The 26064-nt window shown below is 62.6% G+C and carries 18 protein-coding genes and 1 pseudogene; 11 read left to right on the top strand and 8 right to left on the bottom strand.

Translation table 11 applies throughout. From position 1 onward, the window contains the following. The first annotated feature begins 130 nt into the window (after positions 1-130). From GRS80_RS14480 to GRS80_RS14465, 4 genes are read left to right on the top strand one after another with little or no spacing between them, the layout of a single operon-like run. A complete protein-coding gene (locus GRS80_RS14480; RefSeq protein WP_160048182.1) occupies positions 131-1108 on the top strand; it encodes a substrate-binding domain-containing protein in 978 nt (325 codons plus the stop codon). 8 nt (positions 1109-1116) lie between these two features. After that, positions 1117-2058: a phosphate ABC transporter permease subunit PstC gene (pstC, locus tag GRS80_RS14475; RefSeq protein ID WP_160048181.1), complete on the top strand. Its 942-nt coding sequence runs from the start codon at positions 1117-1119 to the stop codon at positions 2056-2058. Continuing rightward, a complete protein-coding gene (locus GRS80_RS14470) occupies positions 2058-2918 on the top strand; it encodes an ABC transporter permease subunit (RefSeq protein WP_160048180.1) in 861 nt (286 codons plus the stop codon). Before pstC ends, GRS80_RS14470 begins: the two co-directional genes overlap by 1 nt. Next, positions 2915-3772, top strand: a complete 858-nt coding sequence (locus GRS80_RS14465) for a phosphate ABC transporter ATP-binding protein (protein WP_160048179.1) — start codon at positions 2915-2917, stop codon at positions 3770-3772. The genes GRS80_RS14470 and GRS80_RS14465 overlap by 4 nt, the downstream gene beginning before the upstream one ends. A gap of 736 nt (positions 3773-4508) precedes the next feature. Here the strand turns inward: GRS80_RS14465 and GRS80_RS14460 are convergent. Continuing rightward, positions 4509-5552, bottom strand: a complete 1044-nt coding sequence (locus tag GRS80_RS14460; RefSeq protein ID WP_160048178.1) for an alcohol dehydrogenase catalytic domain-containing protein — start codon at positions 5550-5552, stop codon at positions 4509-4511. A gap of 612 nt (positions 5553-6164) precedes the next feature. Here GRS80_RS14460 and GRS80_RS14455 point away from each other — a divergent pair. After that, positions 6165-6938: an SDR family NAD(P)-dependent oxidoreductase gene (locus tag GRS80_RS14455; protein ID WP_160048177.1), complete on the top strand. Its 774-nt coding sequence runs from the start codon at positions 6165-6167 to the stop codon at positions 6936-6938. 391 nt (positions 6939-7329) lie between these two features. Continuing rightward, positions 7330-8199: an SMP-30/gluconolactonase/LRE family protein gene (locus tag GRS80_RS14450; RefSeq protein ID WP_160048176.1), complete on the top strand. Its 870-nt coding sequence runs from the start codon at positions 7330-7332 to the stop codon at positions 8197-8199. A gap of 191 nt (positions 8200-8390) precedes the next feature. Here GRS80_RS14450 and GRS80_RS14445 read toward each other — a convergent pair whose 3' ends face one another. Next, a complete protein-coding gene (locus tag GRS80_RS14445; RefSeq protein WP_343161594.1) occupies positions 8391-9167 on the bottom strand; it encodes an IclR family transcriptional regulator in 777 nt (258 codons plus the stop codon). Positions 9168-10559: 1392 nt separating this feature from the next. Between GRS80_RS14445 and GRS80_RS14440 the strand changes: the two genes are divergently transcribed. Next, on the top strand, positions 10560-11621 hold the full coding sequence (locus tag GRS80_RS14440) for an NAD(P)-dependent glycerol-1-phosphate dehydrogenase (RefSeq protein ID WP_160048175.1): 1062 nt from the start codon (positions 10560-10562) through the stop codon (positions 11619-11621). A gap of 21 nt (positions 11622-11642) precedes the next feature. Here GRS80_RS14440 and GRS80_RS14435 read toward each other — a convergent pair whose 3' ends face one another. The 3 genes from GRS80_RS14435 to GRS80_RS14425 form a co-directional block, all read right to left on the bottom strand. Next, complete coding sequence (locus GRS80_RS14435; protein WP_160048174.1) at positions 11643-11837, bottom strand: hypothetical protein; 195 nt, start codon at positions 11835-11837, stop codon at positions 11643-11645. A gap of 107 nt (positions 11838-11944) precedes the next feature. Next, positions 11945-13030 carry a M48 family metalloprotease gene (locus GRS80_RS14430; RefSeq protein WP_160048173.1) on the bottom strand — a complete coding sequence of 362 codons (1086 nt, stop codon included), beginning with the start codon at positions 13028-13030 and terminating at the stop codon, positions 11945-11947. Between the two features lie 102 nt (positions 13031-13132). Continuing rightward, complete coding sequence (locus GRS80_RS14425) at positions 13133-14992, bottom strand: S9 family peptidase (protein ID WP_160048172.1); 1860 nt, start codon at positions 14990-14992, stop codon at positions 13133-13135. A 413-nt stretch (positions 14993-15405) separates the two neighbouring features. On the opposite strand from GRS80_RS14425, the gene GRS80_RS14420 reads away from it, so the two are divergent. The 3 genes and pseudogenes from GRS80_RS14420 to GRS80_RS14410 all read left to right on the top strand — a co-directional run. Next, positions 15406-16467 carry a glycosyltransferase family 4 protein gene (locus GRS80_RS14420; protein ID WP_160048171.1) on the top strand — a complete coding sequence of 354 codons (1062 nt, stop codon included), beginning with the start codon at positions 15406-15408 and terminating at the stop codon, positions 16465-16467. Positions 16468-16554: 87 nt separating this feature from the next. Then, on the top strand, positions 16555-16965 hold the full coding sequence (locus GRS80_RS14415) for an HIT domain-containing protein (RefSeq protein ID WP_160048170.1): 411 nt from the start codon (positions 16555-16557) through the stop codon (positions 16963-16965). A gap of 213 nt (positions 16966-17178) precedes the next feature. Beyond that, a pseudogene (locus tag GRS80_RS14410) lies at positions 17179-17406 on the top strand (DUF123 domain-containing protein); the annotation flags it as partial. Between the two features lie 67 nt (positions 17407-17473). Here GRS80_RS14410 and gltB read toward each other — a convergent pair. Both gltB and proS read right to left on the bottom strand, forming a co-directional pair. After that, positions 17474-22030 carry a glutamate synthase large subunit gene (gltB, locus tag GRS80_RS14405; protein ID WP_160048168.1) on the bottom strand — a complete coding sequence of 1519 codons (4557 nt, stop codon included), beginning with the start codon at positions 22028-22030 and terminating at the stop codon, positions 17474-17476. A 535-nt stretch (positions 22031-22565) separates the two neighbouring features. Further along, complete coding sequence (gene proS, locus GRS80_RS14400; protein WP_160048167.1) at positions 22566-24053, bottom strand: proline--tRNA ligase; 1488 nt, start codon at positions 24051-24053, stop codon at positions 22566-22568. Positions 24054-24228: 175 nt separating this feature from the next. Between proS and GRS80_RS14395 the strand changes: the two genes are divergently transcribed. Continuing rightward, positions 24229-25251: an NADPH:quinone oxidoreductase family protein gene (locus GRS80_RS14395; RefSeq protein ID WP_160048166.1), complete on the top strand. Its 1023-nt coding sequence runs from the start codon at positions 24229-24231 to the stop codon at positions 25249-25251. Positions 25252-25331: 80 nt separating this feature from the next. Here GRS80_RS14395 and GRS80_RS14390 read toward each other — a convergent pair whose 3' ends face one another. Next, positions 25332-25919, bottom strand: a complete 588-nt coding sequence (locus GRS80_RS14390; RefSeq protein ID WP_160048165.1) for an 8-oxo-dGTP diphosphatase — start codon at positions 25917-25919, stop codon at positions 25332-25334. Positions 25920-26064: the final 145 nt, after the last annotated feature.

Raw genomic sequence — 26064 nt, 5'->3', positions numbered from 1 at the left:
TGTGGGAAACTGTCCTACGGGTGTCTGTGACAGGCACGGATACGAGGGTATTGCTGGTTTCACCGTGAGGAGGGGAGCATTGCAGGCTGACGAGGGGTTACAAAACCCGAGTCCAAACGGCGGGGTAACGATGGATGGATACTATTCGCGTCGTGCTTTGTTGAAAGCGACAGCTGTGGGCGGTGCGGTTTCGGTTGCGGGGTGTACGTCGTCCAACGGGGGGTCAGCCGTTCGAATCTCGGGCGGGGTCGGTCCGCTGCCGATGGTCGAGGTCTGGGCGGACATCTACGAGGATCAATCCGACGCCTCGTTCGACATCAGCGGCGGCGGAACGGGTGTTGGCGTCTCGGACGTACTGAACGATCAGGTCGACGTCGCGATGATGGGACGCCAGCCCGAACAGGAGGAGATCGATCAGGGACTGTTCGCCGTCCCGATGCTCGTCGATACGGTCGTCGGCACGGTCAACGTCGATAACCCCGTTCTCGACGACATTCAGGAGAGTGGGTTCACCCGCGAGGACCTCGAGGCGATCTTTACGCGGGAGATCACGAACTGGGGCGAACTCGTCGACGCCGACGTCGACGAGGAGATCGTCGTCTACGGCCGCTCCGACGCCTCGGCCGCGTACAAGCAGTGGGGAGACTTCCTCGGCGGAGAGGATGACGCCTACACTGAGAACGAACTCGAGGAACTGGCCGACGCGAACCACGACGGCGATCAGCGAGTCGCGGAGGCCATCGCAAGCGACGAGAACGCTATCTCGCTGAACAACATCAACTACGTTTACGATCTGGAAAGCGGCGAACTCGAGGGCGACATCCGGCCGGTTCCGCTGGATCTCGACGGCGACGGCACGCTCTCGGAGGACGAGGAGTTCTACGAGACCCGCGAGGAGTTCCTCGCCGCCGTCGAGGAGGGGACGTATCCCGCGCCGCCGGCCCGCGAGATGTTCCTCGCCTCGAACGGTCCGTTCGAGGATGAAGCGTACGACTTCGTCGAGTTCGTGCTGACTGACGGCCAGCAGTACGTCCGCGAAAACGGCTACGTGCCACTTGAAGAGGACCGACTCGACGAGGCCCAGGAAACCCTGGCGAACGGACCGTGAGGTGACCGATGGAGGAATCGATAGAATCGGGAGACGCCGACCGACGATCGGATCGTCTCGGCCGGCGACTGCTCGCCGAGCGACTGAGTAGCTACTGGCTTCGCGGCGCCGGCTACTTCGCGATCGGAATGTTCTGTCTGATCGTCCTGACGCTCGTCCACCGATCGCTGCCGCTGCTCGCGGAGTACTCACTGGTGCAGATGTTGACGTCGGCGAACTGGGATCCGTCACAGAACCAGTTTGGCTTCCTGCCAGCGATCGTCGGCACGATCTACGTGGCCGTCGTTTCGATGCTCATGGGGACGCCGATCGCGATCCTGGTGGCGATCTACATCGCCGAGTACGCCGGGGGACGGCTGAAAGTGATCGTCTCGTCGTTCATCGACGTACTCGCCGCGATTCCGAGCGTCATCTTCGGACTCGTCGCGTTGCTCGTCGTGGTTCCGTTCGTCGGTAACTACCTCGCCCCGGCGGTCGGCGCCAGCGCGACCGGTCTGGGTATCTTCACCGTCAGCCTCGTGATGGCGATCGTCGTCACGCCCTTCATGATCTCGCTGTCCGTCGAGTCCCTCGAGGCCCTCCCCGACGAGTTGCGCGAGTCCTCGCTCGGCGTCGGCGCGACCAAGTGGGAGACGATCAGATCGGTCCTGTTGCGCGCGGCGGGGCCGGGTATCTTCTCGGCGGTCCTGCTCGGCTTCGGACGCGTCTTCGGCGCGACGATCGTCCCGGCCATGCTCATCGGCGGTCAGACGCAGATGCCGGACTCGCTGTTCGCGACGGGACAGACGCTCCCGACGCTGATCGTCAGCGACTTCGGCGAGTTGATGTCGATCCCGATCACCCAGTCCGCGCTGATCTTCGTCGGACTCATGCTGGTCGTCGTCGTCTGGTTTTTCAACTTCGGGGCCATGCTCGTCCAGCGGCGACTCAGACGGAGGTGGCAGTACTGATGGATCGATACGCCAAACAGCGACTGTTCGGCGTGCTCGTCCGGGCTGCGACCGCACTCGTCGTCGGCGTCATGCTTCTGGTCGTCGGCGTGACGATCGTCAGAGGTGGCGCCGCGCTCCTCGGCGATCCGTCGATCGTGTTTACGCCGCCGGGATCGCGGTACATGCTCGAGGGAGACGGTGGCTTCCTCCACGCCGTCCTCGGGAGCATCTTCATCGTCGGTCCCGCGACGGTCGTCTCGATGGTTCTCGCCATCTCGACGGCGATCTATCTCCAGAGTGATTACTCGAGCGAACGGTTCTCCGATACCGTGAACATGTTCCTGAACGTGCTCTGGGCGACGCCGCCGATCGTCTACGGGGTGTTCGTCCTGACGGTGATCATCGCCGTCGGCGCCCGGACCAGCCTGTTTTTCGGTATCGTCGCCATCGCGATCTTCCAGTATCCGATCATGACCCGGTACACCGACGAGGCGCTGCGGTCCGCGCCGGAGACGGTCACGGAGTCGGCGTACGGACTCGGTGCGACACGATTCGAGACGGCGCGGATGACCGTCCGTGCGGCGCTTCCCGGCGTCGTCGCCGGAATCATCATGGGCTTTGCCCGCGGGATCGGTGACGCCGCGACGGTGCTGTTTACCGCCGGTCGGAGCACCCAGATGCCCGCCGGTCTCTTCGAACCGGCGACGACCCTGCCGATTCTCATCTTCGATCAGTCGACGTCGTTCAACGCGGAGGTTCGGTCACACGCGTACGCGGCGTCGTTCGTTCTCATCGTCGCCGTCCTCGGGCTGATTCTGATCTCGAAGCTACTCGCCGGACGGTTCGCACGATACGCACCAGGAGGAAGACACTCATGAGCCAACAGATCGCACTTCGAACGGAAGACCTCGCCGTAACGTACACCGGAAATCGCAACGTCGAGGCGCTGAAAGGCGTCGACGTCGAGTTTCCGGAAAACCGCCTGACAGCGATCATCGGCCCCTCCGGCTGTGGGAAGTCGACGCTGTTAAAATCGCTGAACCGCCTCCACGACATCCAGTCGAACGTCGACGTCTCGGGCGACGTCCTCCTCGAGGACCGCTCGATCTACGACACCGACGAGCCGGCACCCGAGATTCGCAGACGGATCGGCTACGTTCCGCAGACGCCGACGCCGTTACCGCTGTCGATCTACGAGAACGTCGCCTACGGCGTGAAGATCCACGGCGACTACGAGTCGAAATCGGAACTCGACGACCTGGTCGAGAGCTACCTGCGGAAGGTGAACCTCTGGGAGGAGGTTCGTGACCGTCTCGAGACGCCCGCAGCCGAACTGTCGACCGGCCAGATTCAGCGGCTCTGTCTCGCTCGTTCACTCGCCGTCGAACCCGACGTGTTGCTCTGTGACGAAGTGACCTCGGCGCTCGACCCTATCTCGGCCGAACGGGTCGAGGAGACGCTCGAGTCACTGAAGACGGAGTACACGATCGTCATGGTCACACACAGCATGGACCAGGCCAGACGGCTCGCGGACGAAGTGGTGTTTCTCTACCTCGGCGAACTCGTCGAGTCGAACGACACCCAATCGTTCTTCGAAAACCCACAGCGTGAACGAACGCGGTCGTTCGTCAGGGGCCACCCCATCGCTGAGACCGACGGCGACGAGGCGAGCGAGAGCGACGCCGAAGCCGAATCGGAACCGGCAGACGAGCTGGTTCCAGCCGAACGGTAGCTCGAGGGGACGTTCGATCAGTTGGTCGTTTCAGGTGCGACCGAAGCTTTCGTGGCTGCTTGAGGAGCGTAGGACGTGGATCTCGACGTCGTCGGGGAACTCGCGTACGCCGACGCCGACAGCTGTGACTGTCTCGAGCGTACGAAAGCGCCGTGCGCCTCGGTCCGTCGACGCCAGCCCGTGTGGACTCGACGCCGCAGCAGAACAGCGTCGGCGAGTCGAAGTTGTGGGATCAAACTCGGGGGATCACGAGACGAATTCAGACAGATGTTCCGACAGGCTCGCCCCCTCGCCACTCGAATTAGACTCCGGTAGACACCAAAGCTATCGGTACCCATACCTATATATTAAATCGGCATATCTGCGTCATAGTGTCGAACTGCCGTTCAAACCACCTCACGGATGTCACCGACACAAACACAGTGTCAACCCGGGCGAAGAGTCGGTACAATGCTCGAATTGTGGGTTTGATAGACTCGATTTGTTGACCCTCATCTCCTCTCAACCGAACACTATTTGACGACTACCAATGTTTGTGTCGAGATCGATTAATCGGCGTCAATACGTTTAGTTGGCGGCACACACGATACAATCGATCGGAACCGTCCGCAACGCAGTTCGTTCGGACCAATATAGTAACAGAATATATAGTAATAGCATCTATTATCATCTATCGTATTATAAGGACGAACCGACAAATTCGAGAAGTAACTCGCCGCCACGCAACGCTCGGCGATCACTCTCGGAGTAAACTCACGTCGAACACCGGCTTGCACGTCTCACCGCCCAGAAACGCTTCGAACGCCTCGTCCACCTCGAGCAGCGAGTAGCGATCGTCGAGGACGGTCTCGAGGTCGACGTCGCCCGTGGCGATCAGCCGGAGAGATCGGTCGAAATCCTCGTAGGTAGACGCGTACGAACACTGCAGATCCAGTTCCGACCGGACCAGCGGCGAGTAGGGCATCGTCGTCTCGCCAGTCTGCCCGACGACGACGATCTGGCCGCCCTTGCGCACCTCGTCTACGGCCATCGTCAGCCCGGACGGGTGGCCCGTCGTATCGAAAACGACGTCGTAGCCGACCCCGTCGGTCAGTTCTTCGCGAACGGCCTCGAGGTCGTGTTCCTCGACGTTGACCGTCCGAAATCCGAGTTCCTCGGCCAGCGGGAGTCGGTAACTGACGTCGTTGCCGACGCCCGCCACGACGACGTCGCCGCCTTGCGCGTCGGCGATCTGCGCCGTAAGGAGACCGATCGGACCGGGACCGGCGACCATGACGCGATCACCTGCGCCGACGCGGGAGTTGTGGACGACCGCTCGTGCCCCGATGCTGGTCGGTTCGACCAGCGCGGCGTGGCGCGGGTCGACGTCGTCGCCGACGCGCTGTAGCGCCGATTCGGGGACCGAGATGTACCCCGCGTACGCGCCGTCGTGGTCGACGCCGGTGATCACAGCGTCCTGACAGACGTTTTCCTCGCCGATCTTACACTGGTAACAGGAACCACAGCTACGAATTGGCCGCTCGACAACTCGATCACCCAGCTCGAGGCCGGCGACGTCGTCACCGACCTCGACGACGCGGCCGGTGTACTCGTGGCCGATCACCGTCGGCAAGCTCATCCGTTCGAAGGCGGACTTGAACTTGTAGATGCCTGCGTCGCTTCCACAGAGGCCGGCGTAGTCGACTTCGATCAACGCCTCGTCGGCAGCGGGTTCGGGTCGCGACCGATCGACGAGTTCCACCGCGCCGTACTCACGGCTCGTTTTGGCAAGTGCGCGCATACCTCGACTCGGCCAGCGGTCAGTATAATTCTGTTGGACGGTCGGTCGATCAGTACGAGTCGGAGGTGCCATCGGCCGTCCTCACCCCGTTGTGCTTTTAGTCGATCATGGAGTCATCCGAATTATTTATCAGCATATGTTTATCATTACAACAGGTTCGTTCTCTATATAGAGGGTATACCAGTCTGCAGACCGTTCTCGACGGGGGAGGACAGACTACATACCGTATCGTATATTCGAATCGGAACCGCGTCATACGAGCTATCGGCCAGTTTTGCGTCTCCATCCGTTTCGGAAAATTACAACCATACATGTGTAATGATGGAGTTCCCCAACTCCGTCGAACGTGGTGAAATCGAAGCCACACACCAGGTTCGGCTCGAATGGGACTCGTCCAGCCGCGTTCCCAGAGGGATCGATTTGGAACACGGGACATCTCGAGGACAAAATATGTCAGGAAACACTGTGAAGTAGCGTTCTCTACTACAGAATATTATCGTCGAACAGATGGTCGGGACGGATCGACGAGACAGTATCGCAATCAGTGTAACGATGGATTCATCGCTTGCGGTCGTGGAAACCTATTCGTAGATGGACCCGTGTAGGTGACGTATGGACGAGTACGTGCACCATCCGGTAACCGTAACGGGCAAACGAGCGATCGTCGTCGGCGGAACCAGCGGACTCGGCCAGGCGATTGCGGTCGGGTTCGCTGCCGACGGTGCCGACGTCATCGCCACGAGTCGAAGCGAGGACCGTGTCGACGAGACCGCCGACCTCCTCGAGGACCACGGTGCGAGGACGGCCCGGGTACTGTGTGACGTCACCGACCGAGACTCGCTCGAGCGGGTTCGCGAGGTCGCCCAGGAGGCCCTCGGCGGAATCGACGTCGTGGTCGCCTCCCAGGGCGCGATCTCCCGCGAGGACGTCCGGAAAATCGATGACGCGGACTGGGAGTTCGTGACCGACGTCGCGCTCGACGGCGTTCGGCGCGTCACGCAGACGTTTGCCCCGGCGATGGAGGAGGGCGGAAGCATCGTGAACATCTCCTCGCTCGCGGCGCGGCTGGCGATGGAGAACCTGCCCGCCTACTCGGCGGCGAAAGGGGGTGTCGAGGCGTTTACCCGCGCGTCCGCGAAGGAACTCGCACCTGACGTTCGAGTCAACGCCATCGCACCCGGCTTCTTCATCACCCCACAGAACGCCGACACCTACGCCGCGGGGACCGAGAAACGGACGCGAATTCAGGAGCGAACGCCGCTGGGCCGCGTCGGGGAGCGCGAGGAACTCGTCGGCACGGCGATCTACCTCTCGAGCGATGCGTCGTCGTACGTCACGGGGGAGGTGCTCACGGTCGACGGCGGATTTGCACCGAGTGCGTTCTGAGGCCCGCTCCACGTCGACAACCGACCAAACTCAGGTGTGGTCGTCGTGTTGGTGCGAACCGGGTTGCGAAGAGATAGATCAGCAGCAAACTGGTACGGATCGTCTCCTGCGATACCGAATCGAACTGACTTCGTTCGCGTGGTTTATCCTTTTTACCAGTCTACTATACAGTATATGAAATAGGGTAGTTGTGCAACGATCAACCGAAGTGCCGTGAATCGATCGTTCGCAAAACGGATTTCCGATATCGTCGCAGTGTTGCGATCGTCGTCGAAACCGCTGCACTCCCGGACACAGTCGAGTGCCAACCCAAACAGTGCTGGTGGCTGCTTTGCGAGCGAGGGGAATCAATGAGTACAGATTCAAGTGTAAACGCCCGACAATAATGACTATGCCCGAACGAGAACGTATTGCGGATACCCGTGCTCACACCGGTGAGGGGCCTCTATGGCACCCCGACGATCGACGACTGTACTGGGTCGACATCCCAGCCGGCGAACTCTACGGATACGACCCCGCACGCGACGAGTACGAACTCGTCTACGAGACCGACGGCGTCCCGATCGGCGGGTACACGATCGAGGAGGACGGCGCGTTGCTGTTGTTCACCCACGGTACTGTCAGCCGGCTCGAGCCCGGCGACGACATCGCCCAACCGGTGGTCGAGATCGACGCCGAGACCCGGTTCAACGACGTTATCGCGGATCCCGAGGGTCGGGTATTCTGCGGGACGATGCCCGGCGACGACGAGCTGGGCGACCTCTACCGCCTCGAGCCCGACGGCACCGCGACCGTCGTCATCGAAAGTGTTGATATTCCAAATGGAATGGGGTTCTCTCGAAACCTCGAGACGTTTTACGTCACCGAGTCCGAGGCTCACGCGGTGTACGCGTTCGACTACGACCGGGAGACGGGCGCGCTTACGAACCGACGGACGTTCCTCGAGACGGCGGACGGCGACGGCGTTCCCGATGGCATGACCGTCGACGCAGACGACCACGTCTGGTCCGCGCGCTGGGACGGCGGTCGGGCCGTGCGATACGATCCCGACGGCAGGGACGTCGACACCATCGACCTCCCCGCACGGAAGGTCGCCTCGGTTACGTTCGGGGGACCAACGTACGAGGATCTGTACCTGACGACCGCGCTCACCGACGGCGATCGGGAGACAGAGGGCGACGGCGCAGGCGCGGTGTTTCGGGTCCCCGACGTCGGCGTGAGCGGGGTACCGGAGTTTCGATCGCGGATCGCCCTCGAGTGACGCGTCCCGCCGTTCGTATACCGCCGTCAACACCGCAATGTGGCGTTGTGACTCCGAGACGAACCCAATCTGCACTATTGTACCACGTCGTTCTCGAGCGGAGAATACCGGCGTTTCTGCTCGTCGTCCCTACTCGGAGTCCGCTCGGCGCGATGACGTCGTCGCCGATGGAAGGGGTCGTTCGCCCATCGTCAGGAGTAGTTGTACTCGAGTTCGATCACGTTCGCCGTGCCGAGGGCCGCCTCCGGCAGGTCGTTGTAGAACCGGTCGTCGCCGACCCGGTGAACGGGACAGGAGACGCTGACGGCGGCGATACTGCGGTCTGTGTCGTCGGTGATCGGCGCGGCGATACACCGTAGCCCGTTGAGACGTTCCTCCCGATCGACGGCGTAGCGTTGCTCGCGCACCGTCTCGAGTTCCGCGAGGAACTCCTCACGATCCGTGATCGTGTGACTCGTCTCCGCGGGGAGTCCGTGTTCCGTGAGGATTCGCTCGACCTCTTCGTCTGGCCGAAACGCCAGGATCGCTTTCCCGAGTCCAGTACAGTGCAGTCGAACTCGCTTTCCCTCGTGTGTATCGAGTTCGACCGCGTTGTCGCCTTTCGCTTGGTAAAGGTAGATCCCCATTCCGTTTTTCTCGACCAGCAGGTTCACCAGTTCGCCGGTCTCGTCCGCGAGTTTGTCCACCTCGGCTTTCGCGGCGTCGTAGATCGGCGTTCGGTTTCTCGCGTACGCACCGAGACCGAGAAACGATAGCCCAATGTAGTACTGGTCGCCGTCCTTGTCGACGTACTCCTCGTTCGCGAGCGTCGTCAGGTGGTTGTGGACCGCACTCTTACCGATGTCGACGCGGTCCGCGATCTCCGAGACGCCCGCGCCGTCGAGTTCTTGAATCACCTCGAGGATCTCGAACGTCCGGAAAGCAAATTGACGACGATGGTCGGCCGGATTGGAGGGGAATCGTTCGATCTCCGTTCGCGGGAGTCGCGTCGTCGATCGATCTCGACCTCGCGTTCCTCGCAGGTGTTCCTGCCCGGATTCGGCCACTACCCGCTCGCTATCAGCGACGGTCAGTTAGAAGGTATCGGGCGCGAGCCGACACCACACGAGCTGGTGCATCCCTGAATACCCAATCTTCCGATATTGTATGGTTTCGTATATTATTACCCGTCTGATCTCGATCTACTACTCACTACTGGATACAAAGAGGGAGCTACAGACTCGAGGGCAGCGAGCCACCGGTTCCGTTGCGGTCGTGGCGACTGTGTCCAGTGGCATTCCACGCCTGCAGGGACGAACTCGGTGGCGTGGGGCCGGTTCGGCCCTGTAGTCGACGCGTGGGAGGGTACTAGTTCACTGACGACCGGTACTGGCTCTCTACGGTGGTCGATCTCGAGACGAGTGAATACCGTTGTGTTCGGCATTTCTCGGCGGGAATATGGGTTTCGGGGATACGTGCCCGGTGAGTTGTGCGCGAAACCCGTCGTCGACGCCGTACTCTCGTCGATTCTGCCGATTAGGTGAGCGACACACACCACCGCTGATACGGGTTACTGTAGCGATGTATCGGTGAGACCGCCGTCCGGGTCGCGGTCTCACCGGAACTGATCGACAGTACACCGTATGAGGCGACCCGTTTCAACGCGAACGCCACAGCCGACGAACTCCCGCAAGAAGTATATTTTAGTAGGTACTTCTTTGAACGTACCACTTTGGCTATTGCTCTAGTGATGCTAATTCCGAGACGGTCGAACACTGGTTGCAACCCCTCGAGTACTGCTGGCATCGGCTTCTCTCAGCACTGCCACCGCCAGTGATCCCTGGCGACTGAATTTACGACAATTGTCGTAGCAACATTTTAGTGTTCGACGATAGTATCGAGTGTATGGAGTTCGACTGCCCGTACTGTTCTGCACGGATTCCGCTGTACGACCGGTCTGTTCGGTGTCATCACTGTGGATACACCCCGAACCACGGAGCCGACTAGCTCGCCTGCTGGGACGAACGACACTGGTTCGTAGAGGCTCACACGAACAGACGTCCCCCATCACTAACACAACAGGTCTCTCTGCTTCTATATGTATTTACTATACATAATTTATTATGTGTGAAATTTTATGTGTGATACGAATCCGGTATGGGGGATAATTAGTGTATCCAGAAGAGCGTACGTTACCGATGTAGAACGCAGCTGAAGCGGAATCGTTTCTAGACCTGTCGAGAATAACACGTCGTGTATCACCAGCTATTGATCGATTCACATAGTGTTTGCTGTACTGATTATTACGGCTAGCGCCGGGCCTGTCCCGGCCTCGAGCGAACGGATAAACACGTATGGTTCGGGAGTGTGTCACCCCACGTATGTTCGAGAAATCGAAGTGGATACGACTGCCGCGAAACGTCGTCGTCGGCCACGGCGTTCGGTCGGCGGTCGTCGACACGGTCGACGATCTCCACCTGCAGGGGCGACCGTTGTTCGTGACGAGTCCGACGCCGCGGAACGTGGTGACGGATTCGATCGCCAGCGACTTCGAGGAGGCGGGAATGGATCCGGTGACCGTGACGGTCGAGTCGGCGACGTTCGACTCCGTCGAAACCGTCATCGAGACCGCAGAGCGCGAGGATGTTTCCTACCTCGTCGGCGTCGGCGGCGGAAAGGCGATCGACATCGCGAAGATGGCGAGTGAACACCTCGGAATAGGGTTTCTCTCCGTTCCGACCGCAGCGAGCCACGACGGCATCGTCAGCAATCGCGGCTCCGTCCCCGACGGTAACACCCGCCACAGCGTCGCGGCGGAGCCTCCACTGGGCGTCGTCGCCGATACCGAAATCTTAGCCGACGCGCCGTGGGAGTTGACGACCGCGGGCTGTGCCGACATCATCTCGAACTACACCGCCGTGATGGACTGGCGGCTGGCCAGACGGCTCAAAGACGTCGAGTACTCCGAGTACGCCGCCGCACTCTCGGAGATGACCGCCGAAATCCTCGTCGACAACGCCGACCTCGTCCGTCCCGGTCTCGAGGAGTCGGCCTGGATCGTCACCAAAGCGCTCGTCTCCTCGGGCGTCGCGATGAGCATCGCCGGCTCCTCGAGACCCGCAAGCGGGGCGGAACACCTCTTTTCGCACCAGCTCGATCGGCTCGCACCCGACGCCGCATTACACGGTCACCAGGTCGGTGTCGGCTCGATCATGACCGCGTACCTCCACGGCGGCGAACGCGGTTTCTGGCGGGACATCCGGGATGCCCTCTCGAGTATCGACGCGCCGACGACCGCCGCCGAACTCGGGATCGACGACGACACGGTGATCGAGGCGTTGACCTCGTGTCACGAGATCCGCGATCGGTACACGATCCTCGGCGACGGGATGAACGAACGCGCGGCTCGAGAGGTCGCGACGAAGACTGACGTCATCGGCTGAGACGGATCGCTCTCCGGATGTTCAATCGAGGCTTCCCTCGGAAACGGCTGACGGCGGGTCAGTTCGAACGCGTTGGGTCCCCGCGACGGACGCGACGGCGGCCCCGCAGCCGGCGATCGCGAGGTGTGTCCAGTACGTCGTCAACCGGTAGAGGATCGCCGCCGGGGCATCCGATCGGTAATACGGTCTGCTGTAAATCGTTACCGGCGAAACCACGAGCCGTCTGTGGTTTCACCGGAAAACCGTTACAGCAATCCGTATAAGACAGTCCTCGAATCAAACGTGTCCGTCCAAACTGTGAAGTCGGAAACCCTGTGAGCGGATTAGCGGGGAGAACGGTCTTCGAGAGCCTCGAGTCGTCGCTCGAGCGACGGATGCTCGTAGAAGAGCTCGGTCATCCCGCTGTGTCGTTTCGGAATCAAATCTAGCTCGTACAGACGTTCTACCGTGTTCGCCGTCTCGGTCGGGGACGTCACGGCGGCCGCGAAGGCATCGGCCTCGAACTCGTGGTCGATTGCACGATTGCTGTTGTAGACCACGACGAGAATCGTGACGAGAAAGAGAAGCGGGGCCCACACGCTCGCACGGAGAAGTGCCGCGGTAGCGAGCGCGTATCCACTCCAGCATATCGCCGACCCCAGCGCCTGTCGACGCAGGTGCCCGTTGTCCAAGTGACCGAGTTCGTGTGCGACGAGCGACTCGAGTTCGCGTTCGGAGAGAGATTCGATGGCGGCTTCGGTGACGTATATCGTCCGCCTGCCTGGAAGAATTCCGCTCACCGCCGCGTTCGAGTTCGAAACCCTGCTCAGGACGCGAAATCTGACGTCGTCGAACCCTGCCTCGTCCGAGAGCACCCGCAATCGGCCCTCGAGAGCCGACGGAAGCTCCGTCGTCTCGTTCGTCCACTCGGTGATCGCCGGACCCGCGGCATGAAAGCCGACGACGCCGACGGCAACGAGGCAGACGGCGGCCAACGGGGCGGTGCCCAGTGCGACGATAGCGAGTGCGCCACCGCCGAACCAGACAGTGCCCTGAAACAGGACGGATCGAACCGCAGCCAGCGGCGACTCGAGACCCGCATACTCGAGCAGGCCGAACGCCGAGAGGACGACCACGTGAGTGGACCCGAGAACGACGCCCGCGACTGCGAGCGCTCCCACCAACGCCACCTCGTGTCGTGGCCCGCTCGGAAGAGTGAACACGCCGTACCCGAGCAACGCGACACCCGCACCGGTCCAGAGCACCGAATAGAGGCCCGCAATTCCCTGGATTCGTTGGACGATCGTTTCACCGTCCGCGTCGCGAACGACGAACGGGAGATACCCACTCGAGAGGATGGTAACGAATAGTAGCCATCCGATCCCGCTCGCCACGACGATCCGACTCGGGGTGTACGAGAGATCGATCATCGGGGCGGTCGTCCCGACAGACGGGTATCGAGTCGGTCGTGTTCGCTTCTTACGTTTCCAGCGATCACTGGTATCCCTATATCAGTACTGGTGTAACATATATCAAACGTGTTCGTCGAGGAAATCTGCAATCGCAGAGTAGGCTTCGATGCGGTTCTCGAGTTTCGAGAAGCCGTGGCCCTCGTCGTCGAAGATCAGCTTCTGGACGGGGACACTCTGCTCGTTCGCCTGTTCGGCGATCTGTTCGGCCTCGCCGACCGGCACCCGAGGGTCGTTCTCGCCGTGGAGGACGAACAGCGGCGCCTCGATGTGCTTGATGTTGTTCGTCGGCGAGATTTCTTCGAGGAACTCGCGGTCGTCCTCGAGACTTCCGTACTCCGCCTCGCGGAGTTTTCGCCGCCAGTCGCCGGTGTTCTCGAGGAACGTGACGAAGTTCGCGATGCCGACGACGTCGATGCCCGCAGCCCAGAGGTCGGGGTACTCGGTCAGCGCGGCCAGCACCATGAACCCGCCGTAGGAGCCGCCCTTGGCGGCGATGCGGTCGGGATCGACCGCGGGGTGGTCCTGGAGCCACTCGACGCAGGCCTCGATATCGGCGACGGAGTCCATTCGCTTCTCGACGTCGTCCAAGGCGGCGTAGTCGGCGCCGTATCCTGCGGAGCCGCGAACGTTCGGCTCGAAGTAGGCGTAGCCCCGATCGAGGAAGTACTGCTTGACGCTCGAGAACGACGGTCGGCGCTGACTTTCGGGACCGCCGTGGATGTCGACGACGACGGGTGTTTCGCCCGCGTCAGCGTCGTCTGGGAGGGAGAAAAATCCGGGCACCTCGAGATCGTCGAAGCTCTCGACGTGGACGAGTTCGGACTCGTCGAACGTCTCGCGCGGAATGCCCGCCGTCGGCGCGTCGGTCCACCGCTCGGTCTCGGCGGTCTCGACGTCGTGTGACTCTGTCTCACCGTCCGAACCACGTCGTTGCCCGATGTCGACGACGAAGACGTTCGTGTTCACCGTATCGCCGCTCGTCGACAGCGCGAAGCGTTCGGCGTCGGGTCCGAAGCTCACGCCGCCGGCGACGCCGCCCGGGAGGTCGGGTCGAGGGAACGTCTCGAACTCGGTCGGATCCGCGTCGTCGAACTCGCCGACGGTCAACTCGGTGTATCCCTCGACGTTCTGGGAGTAGACGAACCGACCGGTTTCGTCGTCCAGCGCGATGCCGTCGACGTTCCACCCGTCTCCCTCGGTAACCGTCTCGAGGTCGCCGGTCTCGACGTCGAGATAAGCCAGATAGAGGGTATCCGCGTCCCCGTGGTCGGTGACGAGGTAGATCCCCTCGCCGTCTGGCGCCCAGTTCGCGCTCTGGTAGCGGACGTCGCTCTCGTGGGGGGTGAGGTGGTCGAGTTCTTCTGTCTCGAGGTCGAGCACGTACAGGTCCTGGTCGAAGTTCGAGTACGCCTGTGAGACGAGCAGCCGGGTGTCGTCCGGGCTCCACCCCGAGACCGAGAGCCAGCCGTCGCCTTCGTGGACGAGCCGGGCGTCGTCCCCGGTCTCGTCGCGACCCTGGACGTAGACGTCGAAGACGGACTCCTCGCGTCGGTTCGACGCGAACGCGAACCGTTCGCCGTCGTGGCTGAACCCGCCCCACCGGTGTTTAGCGTCGGGCATCGCCGTCAGATTCTCGATCGCGCCGGTTTCGGCCTCGAGTCGGAACAGCTGTGCTCGTTCGTTCCCTCCCTCGTCCATCCCGAAGATCAGTTCGGGACGTTCGGGCGACCACGTCGCGAACGTCACCCGCTCGTCGGAGAACGTTCGCTGCTCGGGCCACTCCTGTGGACCCTCGAGGGTCCAGACCTGGGACGTTCCGGTCGTGTCCATCAGAAACGAGAGTCGTTCGCCGTCGGGGCCGAACGACGCACCGTACGCGCTTCGAATGTTGAGATAGCGTTCGATGTCGTACGCAACCATACCGAGAACACGCGGGCGGAATCAGTAGTCGTTTGCATTTCGTCCCATCGATTCATACGGTCGACGGTGACTGATACGGATTGCTGTAACTATTTACCGGGGCAACCGCGCCTCGCCTTGCGGTTGCCCCGGTAAGGACTTACAGCAGTCAGTATGATACGGATTGGTGTCCCATTCGACCGGTGGTCGATGACTCCGTCCGAGCGATCACCGGTCCCGAACGACAACGGTCCGTATGATCGCCGGTCGATCGACGAGACCGGCTCAGACTATCGGACAACAGTCAGTGACGATTTTCGACCCCCCGTTCGGTCGAACAGCTGTGACTCGTGTTGTCCAACAGTCTCACTCGAGGCTCGGTGAACCGACGGAAAGAAGTGACTTTTTATCCCATCGTTGCGTCCCGCTTGCATATGCGCGTTGCGTTCGTCTCGTTCGAAACCGTTCACCACCGGGATTCCGAGACGAACCGACGACTCCACTCGGTTCTCGAGTTGCTTTACGAACGAGGTCACGACGTCCACGTGTTCTGTGCGCGGTTCTGGGATGGCGACGTTCCAGCGTTCGAACGTGACGGCGTGACGTATCACGGCGTATCGTCGGGACTCGAGGCGAAATCGTCGTTTCTCGCGCGTCTCCCCGGGATGATTTGGGCGTTCGATCCCGACGTCGTTCACGCGGGTGCAAATCCACCGGAACAGGTGGTGTCGGCTAGCCTCGGTGGAACGCTTGCAGGTGCACCGACGGTTCTCGAGTGGCACGGTGACGGCGGCATCGAGAACACCTGGTGGAATCGCCGAGCGGGCCGGTGGGCCGATCGGATCGTAGCGCCGTCGGAGATGGTCGCGACCTGGATTCGGGAACTGGGGATCGCCAACAGCGCCATCGACGTCGTCCCCGACCCGGTCGATCTCGATCGGATACGAGAGATCGACCCGAACGACTCCGTCGATGTGGTCTACGCCCGCCGACTCGACGAAGCGGCCAACCTCGAGAGCCTGTTTCTCGGACTCGCCGAACTCCGGGGCCGAGACTGGCGGGTAACCGTCATCGGCGACGGACCCGAGCGCCCGGTGTACGAACGACTCGCGAGCGACCTCCGGATCGACGACCGCATCATCTTCGCGGGGGATCTCTCGCTCGAGGACCGAATTGCGACCTACCGCGGCGCACACGTCTTCGCTCAGACCGCCGAACACTGCGTGTTTCCGACGGAGATGCTGTGGGCGCTGGCCTCGGGATGTGTCGGCCTCGTCGAGTACCACACCGCCTCGAGCGCCCACGAACTCGTCGAAGGCTGGGATCGGGGCTTTCGGACGACCAGCGAGGAGGAACTCGCCGACGCCATCCTCGCGGCGGGTGACCTCGAGCGCCGCGACTACGACGAGACGTTCGCGGAGTACGACAGGGACGTCGTCCGCGATCGGTATCTCACCTCGTATCGCGCGTTGCAGGACACCTCCGGCTTCCTCTGATCGACCACTCGTCGGTCGAGACGGGCCGTTCTCCGGCCACTCCGTTCTACCAAAGTACTTATAATTCGATCCCGAACATATCTCGGTATGGACGACGACTGTACGTTCTGTCGAATCGTCGCCGGCGACGGCTCGGTCCGCGTCGTCTACGAGGACGAGCGGACGGTGGCGTTTCTCGACCGCCGACCGGCCACCACAGGACACACGCTGGTCGCCCCTCGCGTCCACGAGGAGGAACTCCTGACGACTGACGCATCGGCGACCCACGCCGTGTTCAGGACGGTCGAAACCGTCTCGACGGCGCTCGAGGAGACGCTCGACCCCGACGGCTTCAGCCTCTTTCACACCAGCGGGCCGCTGGTCGGTACCGTCGAGCATGCCCACGTCCATCTCGTTCCCCGGTTCGAGGACGACGACGTCTCGCTATCGTTACCGCGGGACCGGCTGACGGCCGACGATGGAGCGGAGTTGGCCGCTCGAATTCGAGAACGACTGTGATACGGTTCACTGTCGGAGCACATCGGACCACGATGAACGACCGAAACGAGGATCGACGTTACGAGCGTGGCACCGACGGAACACGCCACGAGCGCGACGGAGACTGACGCGGAGTTGGGGGCCTACCGACTCGCCGCCACACTCGAGTCCGCGGCGTCGAACGTTTTTGATCGTTCGGTGGCGAGTACCGGTATGGGAACGAGCGTCGCCACGTACGTCCTCGTGATCGATGTCGGCCATCCGGCGACGTCGCTCGAGGACGTGGTTATCTATCCCGACGCCGACCACGAGTGTGAACTCGCAGGCACGCTTCTAGGCGAGTTCGTCGACGGATTTGGAGCCTCGGACTGTGACTGTCGTGCCCACCTGCTCGCGACGCCGCCGACCGACGTGGTTCTCGAGGCGGCCGTCGACGCTGGGGGCCGCCGTGTGAGCGGGTAAACTCGAGCAACCGACGGACGGATCGCGGTCGTACCGGCACTGACGGACGGCACACGGACGACGACCGTCAGTCGTCGCTTGCGGCGAACCCTGCGGACTCGGCCTCGAGTTCCGCTTTCGCCGAGCCCGGAAGTTCGCCCCGAACGTCGTCGGATCCCTGTTCGGTGATCGCCTCGTGGTAGGCGTCGGGCATGACCTTGACGAAGCACTCGAGTGCGCGCTCCCAGTTCTCGAGAAGCTGACTCCCGCGGTCGGAGCCAGTGTAAGCGACGTGATTCTCGACGAGGCGACGAAGCATCTGCTCGTCTTTCTCCTCCAGTTCGTCGTGCAGCGAGACCATCTCAGTGTTGGCGCGCGATTCGAACTCGTCGTAGGGGTCGTAGACGTAGGCGACGCCACCGGACATGCCGGCAGCGAAGTTCTTTCCCGTCTCCCCGAGGACGGCGACGACGCCACCGGTCATGTACTCACAGCCGTGGTCGCCGACGCCCTCGACGACGGCTTTCGCACCGGAGTTGCGAACTGCGAACCGCTCGCCTGCAACGCCGTTGACGTACAGCTGGCCATCGGTCGCGCCGTAGAGTGCGACGTTACCGATGGAGATGTTCTCGGTTGGGTCGTACGCCGCTGCTTCGGGCGTGCGGATCGTGAGTTTCCCGCCCGACAGCCCCTTTCCGACGTAGTCGTTGGCGCTGCCGTTCAGGTGCATCGAGACGCCGCTGGCCAGGAACGCACCGAAGCTCTGGCCGGCCGTCCCCTCGAGGTCGACCGCGATCGTATCCTCCGGGAGGCCGGGTTCGCCGTAGCGGCTGGTGATCCGGTTCGAGAGCATCGCGCCGACGGTGCGGTCGACGTTCGTGACCTCGGCCGAGAGCGTGACCGGGACCTGCTCCTCGATGGCGTTAGCCGCGGCCTCGATGAGATCGCGGTCGAGTTGGGCCTCGAGTTCGTGGTCCTGTTCGCGGAGCTTTCGGCGGACCTCGCTGCCGGGGTCGGCGAGAACCTCCGAGAGGTCGACGGTTCGAGCCTTCGGGTGGTCGACGTCTTCGCGCTGGGAGAGGGCGTCGACGCGGCCGACCATCTCGTCGACGGTCTCGAAGCCGAGTTCGGCCATGATCTCGCGCAGCTCCTGTGCGATGAACGTCATGTAGTTGATAACATGTTCGGGTTCGCCGGGGAAGCGCTTGCGCAGGTCCTCACGCTGGGTGGCGACGCCGACCGGGCAGGTGTTCTTGTGACACTGTCGGGCCATCACACAGCCCTCGGCGACGAGGCTCGCCGTGCCGAAGATGTACTCCTCGGCGCCGAGCAGGGCGGCGACGGCGACGTCACGGCCGGTCTTCATCCCGCCGTCGGTCGAGACACGGATCCGGTCGCGGAGACCGGTCTGACAGAGCATCTGGTTGGCTTCGGCGAGACCAAGTTCCCAGGGGAGCCCTGCGCTCTTGATCGACGTCCGCGGTGAAGCGCCCGTGCCGCCGGAGTGTCCCGAGATGTGGACGACGTCGGCGTTTGCCTTCGCGACGCCGGCGGCGATCGTACCGATGCCGGCCTCGGAGACGAGTTTGACGTTGATGTCGGCCTCCTCGTTTGCGGCCTTGAGGTCGAAGATCAGCTGTTTCAGGTCTTCGATCGAGTAGATGTCGTGCAGCGGTGGTGGGGAGATGAGACCGACGCCGGGCGTCGACTTGCGGACGTGGGCGATCATCTCGTTGACCTTCTCGCCGGGGAGGTGGCCGCCCTCGCCGGGCTTGCTTCCCTGGGCCATCTTGATCTGGAGTTCGTCCGCCGAGGAGAGATACGTCGAGGTGACGCCGAATCGACCCGAGGCGACCTGCTTGACGTTGCACTCCTTTTCCGTGCCGAAGCGCTCGGGTGGCTCGCCACCTTCACCCGAGTTCGACTTGCCGCCGATGCGGTTCATCGCGATCGAGTTGTTCTCGTGGGCTTCGGGCGAGAGCGAGCCGAGCGACATCGCCGCCGTCGAGAACCGCGTGACGATCTCCTCGATCGGCTCGACGTCCTCGATCGGAACGGAGTCGCGGTCGGAATCGAACTCGAGCAGTCCCCGAAGCGTCTGGAGGTTCTGCTGTTGTTCGTTTATCTGCTCGGCGAACTCGCCGTAGCGCTCGTAGTCGTTCGACCGGACCGCCTGCTGGAGCGCACCGACCGTCGCTGGATTCCACTGGTGGTGGATGCCGTCCGAGCGGTGTTCGAACTCGCCGTAGCGCTCGAGTTCCGGTTCGCCGTCGCCGAAGGCGCTCTCGTGGCGCTCGCGGACATCCGCTTCGATCTCGGCGAGGCCGATCCCCTCGGTTCGGTTCTCGGTTCCCTCGAAGTACTCCGCGACGAGATCAGAGTCGAGCCCGACCGCTTCGAAGATCTGGGCACCCTGGTAGCTCTCGATCGTCGAGATCCCCATCTTGGCCATGATCTTGAGCAGCCCGTCCTCGAGGGCGCCGACGTAGGCGTCGATCGCGACCTCGGTGTCGGCGCCGTCGGGGCCGGCGGTGATGTCCTCGATCGTCTGGTAGGCGAGGTACGGGTTGACCGCGCCGGCACCGTAGCCGACGAGCGTCGCGAAGTGGTGGACGGTGCGCGGATCGGCGGATTCGACGACCAGGCCGACGTGGTTTCGCAGTCCGTTGCGCACGAGGTGGTGGTGGACGCCACCGGTCGCGAGTAGGCTGGGAATCGCGACTCGATCCTCGTCGACGCCACGGTCCGAGAGGATGATGACGTCGTGGCCATCGTCTTCGATCGCGGAAACGACGTCGTCGCGGACCCGATCGATCGCAGCCTCGAGGTCCGGCCCCGGCTCGTCGCTCGTCGGCTCGTAGGTGATGTCGACCGTCGCCGCCGTGATGTCGTTTGCCGAACAGTCGCGGACCGCCTCGAGTTCGGCGTCTGTCAGGATCGGCGAGTCGAGCACGAGTTGACGGGCGTGTTCGGGCGATTCGTCGAGGAGGTTGCGCTGGTGGCCCAGCCGCGACTCCATCGATGTGACGAGTTCCTCGCGGATGTAATCCAGCGGCGGGTTGGTGACCTGGGCGAACAGCTGCTTGAAGTACGAAAACAGCGGACGGTTGAACTCGGTGAGTACCGACAGCGGCGTGTCGTCACCCATCGAGCCCACCGGATCCTTGCCCTTCTGGGTCATCGGTTCGATCAGGTTCTCGAGTTCGTCGTGGGTGTAACCAAACGAGGTCTGCTGATCGCGAAGCCCGGAGACGGACCGTCGGGGCGCGCTCTCATCGGTTGTCATCACGTCCTCGAGTCGAACCTGTTCCTCGGCGACCCACTCGCCGTAGCGGTCGTCGGTGAGGTCGTCGAAGACCTCGTCGTCCGGAATGACTTGTCCCTCGTTCGGATCGGCGAGAAACAGCTGGCCGGGCTGAAGACGGCCACGTTCCTCGATCTCCTCGGGTGGAGTCTCGAGGGCGCCGGCTTCGCTGGCCATGATGAGGCGGTTGTCGGTCGTGATGTCGTATCGGCAGGGTCGCAGGCCGTTGCGATCGAGGACGGCACCGATGCGTTCGCCGTCCGTGGCCGCGACGAGGGCGGGGCCGTCCCACGGCTCGACGAGGGAGGCGTGAAAGTCGTACCAGTCCTTTCGCTCCGGATCCATCGCGTCGTCGCCGCGCCACGCCTCGGGGACGAGCATCCGCAGTGCGTGTTCCAGATCACGACCGTCCTGCATCAGGAGTTCGAGCGCGTTGTCGACGCTCGCGGTGTCGGACTGGTCGGGATCGTTGATCACCGGTTTGACGGCGTCGACGTCTTCCAAAACGTCGCTCTCGAGGTCCGTCTCGCGGGCACGCATCCAGTTGATGTTGCCCTGGATGGTGTTGAACTCGCCGTTGTGGATGATGTTGCGGTAGGGGTGGGCGAGGTGCCACGCACCGAGGGTGTTCGTCGAGAACCGCTCGTGGACCATCACGAAGTTCGAGGTGATTCGGTCGTCGGTCAGATCCGGATAGTAGCTGGGTACCTGGACGCCCTTGAGCAGTCCCTTGTAGACGACGGTCTTCGAATCGAGCGAGACGACGTAGAAGCGATCCGCGCCATCGACGTCAGCATCGTCGGTCGCATTTTCGAGGGCACGACGAGCGACGTAGAGTCGTCGGTCGAACTCCTCCTCGGTGACGCTCTCGTCGTCCGGAGTGACGACGACCTGCCGGACGTCGGGTTCGGAGTCGACGGCCGTCTCGCCGAGATCGTCGTTGTTCGTCGGAACGTCACGCCACTCGAGTACCTCGAGGTCGTAGCGCTCAAGGGTCTCGTCGACGAGAGAGACGAGTTCCGTGCGGGCATCGTCGTTCTGTGGAAAGAAGATCGAACCGACCGCGTACGTCTCGGGGAGATCCGTCTCGAGAACGTCCTGGAAGAACCCATCCGGAATCTGAAGCAAAATCCCCGCGCCGTCACCGGTGTCTTTCTCCGCACCGGTCGTTCCGCGGTGCTCGAGGTTCTCGAGTAATTCGAGTCCGTCGGCGACGACGTCGTGACCCGTCTCTCCGTCGAGATCCATGACGACGCCGACACCGCAGTTCGAACGTGATTCCGTTGGATCCGCAAGTCCCTGCTGGCGCTCGGTGGATAGCGAGCAGTGTGGCTGTGACATACACACCTGTAGCGAGAACACCTATAAGAGGGTACTCCATAATCACTAAATGTATTATAGACACATACAATCGTGTATAAGGTGTATTGTCCTCCTCGAATGTGCCGGAACGACCGTGACGAACCGATCCCGTTGTCGAACGTCGTCTCGGTGGACTGAGACGGTTCCCTGTCGGTCAGTGTCGGCACACCTGCGACCCCTGGGGCAGGTCCGCCGGTCTATCTGGACAGCAATCCGTCTGATCGTCGGCTTTTCGAACTATCCTAACGGTATTCGTCAGCGTCCTGTTCGTATAGCCCCCCACGGGCCGAAATGGCCCATCGAGGGTCAGAAGTGTCAGAGGCACGTAGTGTCCACGGCGAGGTGAACACCACACGTTCTATTCGGAGCCGACCGGCAAGGAATCTTTGGTTAAAGGGTTAGGTTTGAGTGTCGACGACACGCATACACGACCGTCGACGAGGGTGACGATTCGTCGCGTCAATCGCCTCGGGGCATTCCCCGATACCCCTTGTACAATTCCAACCGAGATCGGTTAGTAACTCTTCGCGAAGTAAGCGAGCTGGTCCGCAGGTTCCCCACAGACCGCACACGTTGCATCCTCGTCGTCGGGTGCTTTCGGGGCTCCTGCGGTGGTTCCACCCTGATCTTCGAGCGGTTGCATCACGATTTCGGCGGAAACCTTCTCCTTGATCGCCTCCTCGCAGGCGGGATCGCCACACCACGGCACCTTCACGTAGCCGCCGTGTTTGCCGATCGTTCCCATGATCTCCTCGGGGCTGTCGGCCTCACGGATGTTGCTCTCGAGGTTCTCGGCCGCCGTGTCGTACAGCTTTTCGTAGATCGTCTCGAGGTGGTCGTCGACGGTGTCGACGATCTCCTCGCGGTCTTCTACCGATTCCTCGTTGTCGGGTCGGTGGACGAGCGTGACCTCCGCGTCGTCGACCTCGTAGGGGCCGATCTCCAGACGAAGCGGGACGCCGTTGAGCTCGTGTTCGTTGAACTTGAAGCCGGGGTTACGCTCGTCGCGATCGTCGAGTTCGACGCGGAAGCCGGCCGCCTCGAGGTCGTCGGCGATGGATTCGGAGTACTCGAGGACGTCCTCCTTCGTATCCTCTTGCCAGATGGGGACGATGACGACCTGCGTGGGCGCGATGGTCGGCGGGAGCACGAGGCCCTGGTCGTCGGAGTGGGTCATGACGAGCGCTCCGAGTGCACGCCAGGAGAGGCCCCACGACGTGGTGTAGGCGGTTCGTTCTTCCTCGTCCTCGTCGACGTACGTGATGTCGAACGCCTCGGCGAAGCTCTGGCCGAGATGGTGGCTGGTCCCCCCCTGGACGGACTTGCCGTCGGGCATCAGCGCCTCCACAGTGGTCGTCGTGTCCGCACCGGGGAACTTGTCGTGTTCGGGCTTCTTGCCACGAAGCACCGGAATCGCAAGCACGTCCTCGTAGACACGTTCGTACTGCCCGAGTCGGGTCCAGACCTCTTCCCATGCCTCCTCGTTGGTGGCGTGGGCGGTGTGGCCCTCCTGCCACATGAACTCCTTCGTCCGGAAGAACGGCTTCGTCTCGGTGGCCTCCCACCGGACGACCGAACACCATTGATTCAGTCGGAGGGGGAGGTCACGGTGACTCCGCGTCCAGTCGGCCATGAAGGGCGCGATGATCGACTCGCTGGTCGGGCGCACGGCCAGGCGCTCCTCGAGTTCGTCGTGGCCACCCTGGGTCACCCACGCGACCTCGGGGTCGAACCCCTCGACGATGTCCTTCTCGCGCTCGAGGAAGGATTCCGGGATGAACATGGGGAAGTAGACGTTGTCGACGCCGGTCTCTTTGAACCAGCCGTCGAGTGCGTCCTGAATCTGCTCCCAGAGGGCGTAGCCGCGGGGCTTCGTGACGATGAAGCCGCCCATCGGTGCGTAGTCCGCGAGGCCCGCTTTCTGGACGACTTCGGCGTACCACTCGCCGGGTTTGTGCGATTTCGACTCGGTGATCCCGAGTTCCTGACTCTCGTCGCTCATTGTGTCGACAGTCAGTCAGCGCGGTCTTAAACCATGCGAACGACGGGCGACGACGCGTTCCTGCGGTAACGATCGACACCCATCTTCGCGTCCCACCACAGCACTGTTCCTCGCGACAACTGTCGTCACCGGCCGACGGCCGACTTTTATGCCGATCGGTAACGCCCATCGTCGTATGCGAGCCATCGAGGTCAACTCCTACGGCGACAGCGATCGACTCGAGGCCATCGACGCGCCGATTCCGGAACCGGGGGCGGGTGAGGTTCGGATCGACGTCGAGGCGGCCGGCATCAACTTCGCGGACGTCATGCAACGGCGCGGGCAGTATCCGGGCGGTCCCGAACCGCCGTACGTTCCGGGGATGGAGGTCGCGGGAACGGTCGACGCGGTCGGGGAGCGGGCGGAGCCACCCTCTGCGGACGGCGCGAGTGGCGGTGAACCCCGAGCGGCCACCGACCTCGAGGAGGGCGACCACGTCGTCGCGATGGTCGGCCGCGGCGGCTACGCGGCGTACGCGACCGCGCCCGTCCAATCGCTGTTCCCGATCCCCGAGGGGATGGCGTTTACGGAAGCCGCCGGCTTCCCGGTCCAGTTTCTCACCGCTTACGCCTGTCTGTTCGGGTGGGGCGACCTCGAGGCCGACGAATCGGTGTTGATCCAGGCCGCTGCGGGCGGCGTCGGGACGGCGGCCGTCCAACTTGCGTCGAACGCCGGTGCGGAGGTGTTCGGCACCGCGAGCAGTACAGGCAAGCTCGAGCTCGCCGCCGAACTCGGCTGTGATCACCCGATCAACTACGAGGAGACGGACTTTCGCGAGGTCGTCGACGAACAAACGGGTGGCGAGGGTGTCGACCTCGTCTTAGAGAGCGTCGGCGGTGACGTCTTCGAACGGAGCCTCGACGCGATGGCCCACTTCGGACGGATGGTTACCTACGGCGTCGCGAGCGGCGAGCCGGCCGCGGCCGAGAACCGACGGTTGCTGTTCGAAAACAAGTCCGTCAGGGGCTTTCACCTCGGCCAGGCGGCTGCTCGCGATCCCGAGCGCATCGTGGAGGCCGTCCCCGAACTGACGGCGGGGCTGACGAACGGGGACCTCGAGGTCGTCGTCGGCGAGACGTTCGCACTCGAGGACGCCGCCGACGCCCATCGGTACCTCGAGTCACGGAAGAGTTCGGGGAAACTCGTGTTGGTGGTGTAGCAGTCGCTCGCCGGGTTCGACCCACTGTCCACGGGATCGTCGAACGTCCGGCAATCGGTCATCGCAAACCGTCCGAATTGTTATCCCTCGCCCGCGACGTCTTCGAGCGTCACGTCCCACTCGAGGTCGTGGTCGACGAAGTCGGCTTCGTCGAGTGGCTTTCCCCCTTCGAACGCGAACTCGCCGACGACGGTTCGCCCCTCGAGGACGCCGGGAAGCCAGAGCCGGTCGTCCTCCCACATTCGGTCGTAGGGAACCTCCTCGATTGGGACCCACTCGGGGCGGGCCTCCTCGGAGGGCCGCGCCTCGCCGGCGAACGACTCGGTGCGGTAGACGTGACAGAACGTGTGACCCTCGCCGTCGAGCGTGAACGTCAACTCGGCGGCCTTCTCGATGTCCGCCGGATCGATCTCGAGGCCGACTTCCTCGCGGGTCTCCCGGACGGTACACTCGCGTGGCGTCTCGCCGTCCTCGCGTTTGCCGCCCGGACCGTTGTACCAGCCCTCGCCGAGTCCGCGTCGTTTCTCGATCAGGAGCACCTCGCGCTCTGTTCTCTGGGCGTCGTCGACTGATTCATACGGTCTGCGATCGACCGGTAACGACTCATCGCGGTCCGTATCACCGGTGGCGTCCACCCTAAGAGCGAAACACAGCGTCGCCTCGATCATACGATCCGGTTTGGCCGGCCGCTGATAAAACGTCCTCTCGAGTCGGAAGCGGCGACGCCAGCAGGTCATACGGTTTACTGTAGATCAGTTCCGGTGAGACCGCGACCCGGACGGCGGTCTCACCGGAAAATCGCGACAGTAATCC

The sequence above is a fragment of the Natrialba sp. INN-245 genome (genome assembly GCF_009807105.1).
Lineage (GTDB): Archaea > Halobacteriota > Halobacteria > Halobacteriales > Natrialbaceae > Natrarchaeobius > Natrarchaeobius swarupiae.
This window is presented reverse-complemented; position numbering and strand designations above follow the sequence as displayed.

Bases quoted from the DNA above. Each gene is read 5' to 3' on its own strand.
- gltB (WP_160048168.1), bottom strand. From the start codon at position 22,030: ATGTCACAGCCACACTGCTCGCTATCCACCGAGCGCCAGCAGGGACTT.
- GRS80_RS14470 (WP_160048180.1), top strand. From the start codon at position 2,058: ATGGATCGATACGCCAAACAGCGACTGTTCGGCGTGCTCGTCCGGGCT.
- GRS80_RS14425 (WP_160048172.1), bottom strand. From the start codon at position 14,992: ATGGTTGCGTACGACATCGAACGCTATCTCAACATTCGAAGCGCGTAC.
- GRS80_RS14395 (WP_160048166.1), top strand. From the start codon at position 24,229: ATGCGAGCCATCGAGGTCAACTCCTACGGCGACAGCGATCGACTCGAG.
- GRS80_RS14415 (WP_160048170.1), top strand. From the start codon at position 16,555: ATGGACGACGACTGTACGTTCTGTCGAATCGTCGCCGGCGACGGCTCG.
- GRS80_RS14480 (WP_160048182.1), top strand. From the start codon at position 131: ATGGATGGATACTATTCGCGTCGTGCTTTGTTGAAAGCGACAGCTGTG.
- GRS80_RS14390 (WP_160048165.1), bottom strand. From the start codon at position 25,919: ATGATCGAGGCGACGCTGTGTTTCGCTCTTAGGGTGGACGCCACCGGT.
- GRS80_RS14450 (WP_160048176.1), top strand. From the start codon at position 7,330: ATGCCCGAACGAGAACGTATTGCGGATACCCGTGCTCACACCGGTGAG.
- GRS80_RS14465 (WP_160048179.1), top strand. From the start codon at position 2,915: ATGAGCCAACAGATCGCACTTCGAACGGAAGACCTCGCCGTAACGTAC.
- GRS80_RS14440 (WP_160048175.1), top strand. From the start codon at position 10,560: ATGTTCGAGAAATCGAAGTGGATACGACTGCCGCGAAACGTCGTCGTC.
- proS (WP_160048167.1), bottom strand. From the start codon at position 24,053: ATGAGCGACGAGAGTCAGGAACTCGGGATCACCGAGTCGAAATCGCAC.
- GRS80_RS14460 (WP_160048178.1), bottom strand. From the start codon at position 5,552: ATGCGCGCACTTGCCAAAACGAGCCGTGAGTACGGCGCGGTGGAACTC.
- GRS80_RS14455 (WP_160048177.1), top strand. From the start codon at position 6,165: ATGGACGAGTACGTGCACCATCCGGTAACCGTAACGGGCAAACGAGCG.
- pstC (WP_160048181.1), top strand. From the start codon at position 1,117: ATGGAGGAATCGATAGAATCGGGAGACGCCGACCGACGATCGGATCGT.
- GRS80_RS14420 (WP_160048171.1), top strand. From the start codon at position 15,406: ATGCGCGTTGCGTTCGTCTCGTTCGAAACCGTTCACCACCGGGATTCC.
- GRS80_RS14430 (WP_160048173.1), bottom strand. From the start codon at position 13,030: ATGATCGATCTCTCGTACACCCCGAGTCGGATCGTCGTGGCGAGCGGG.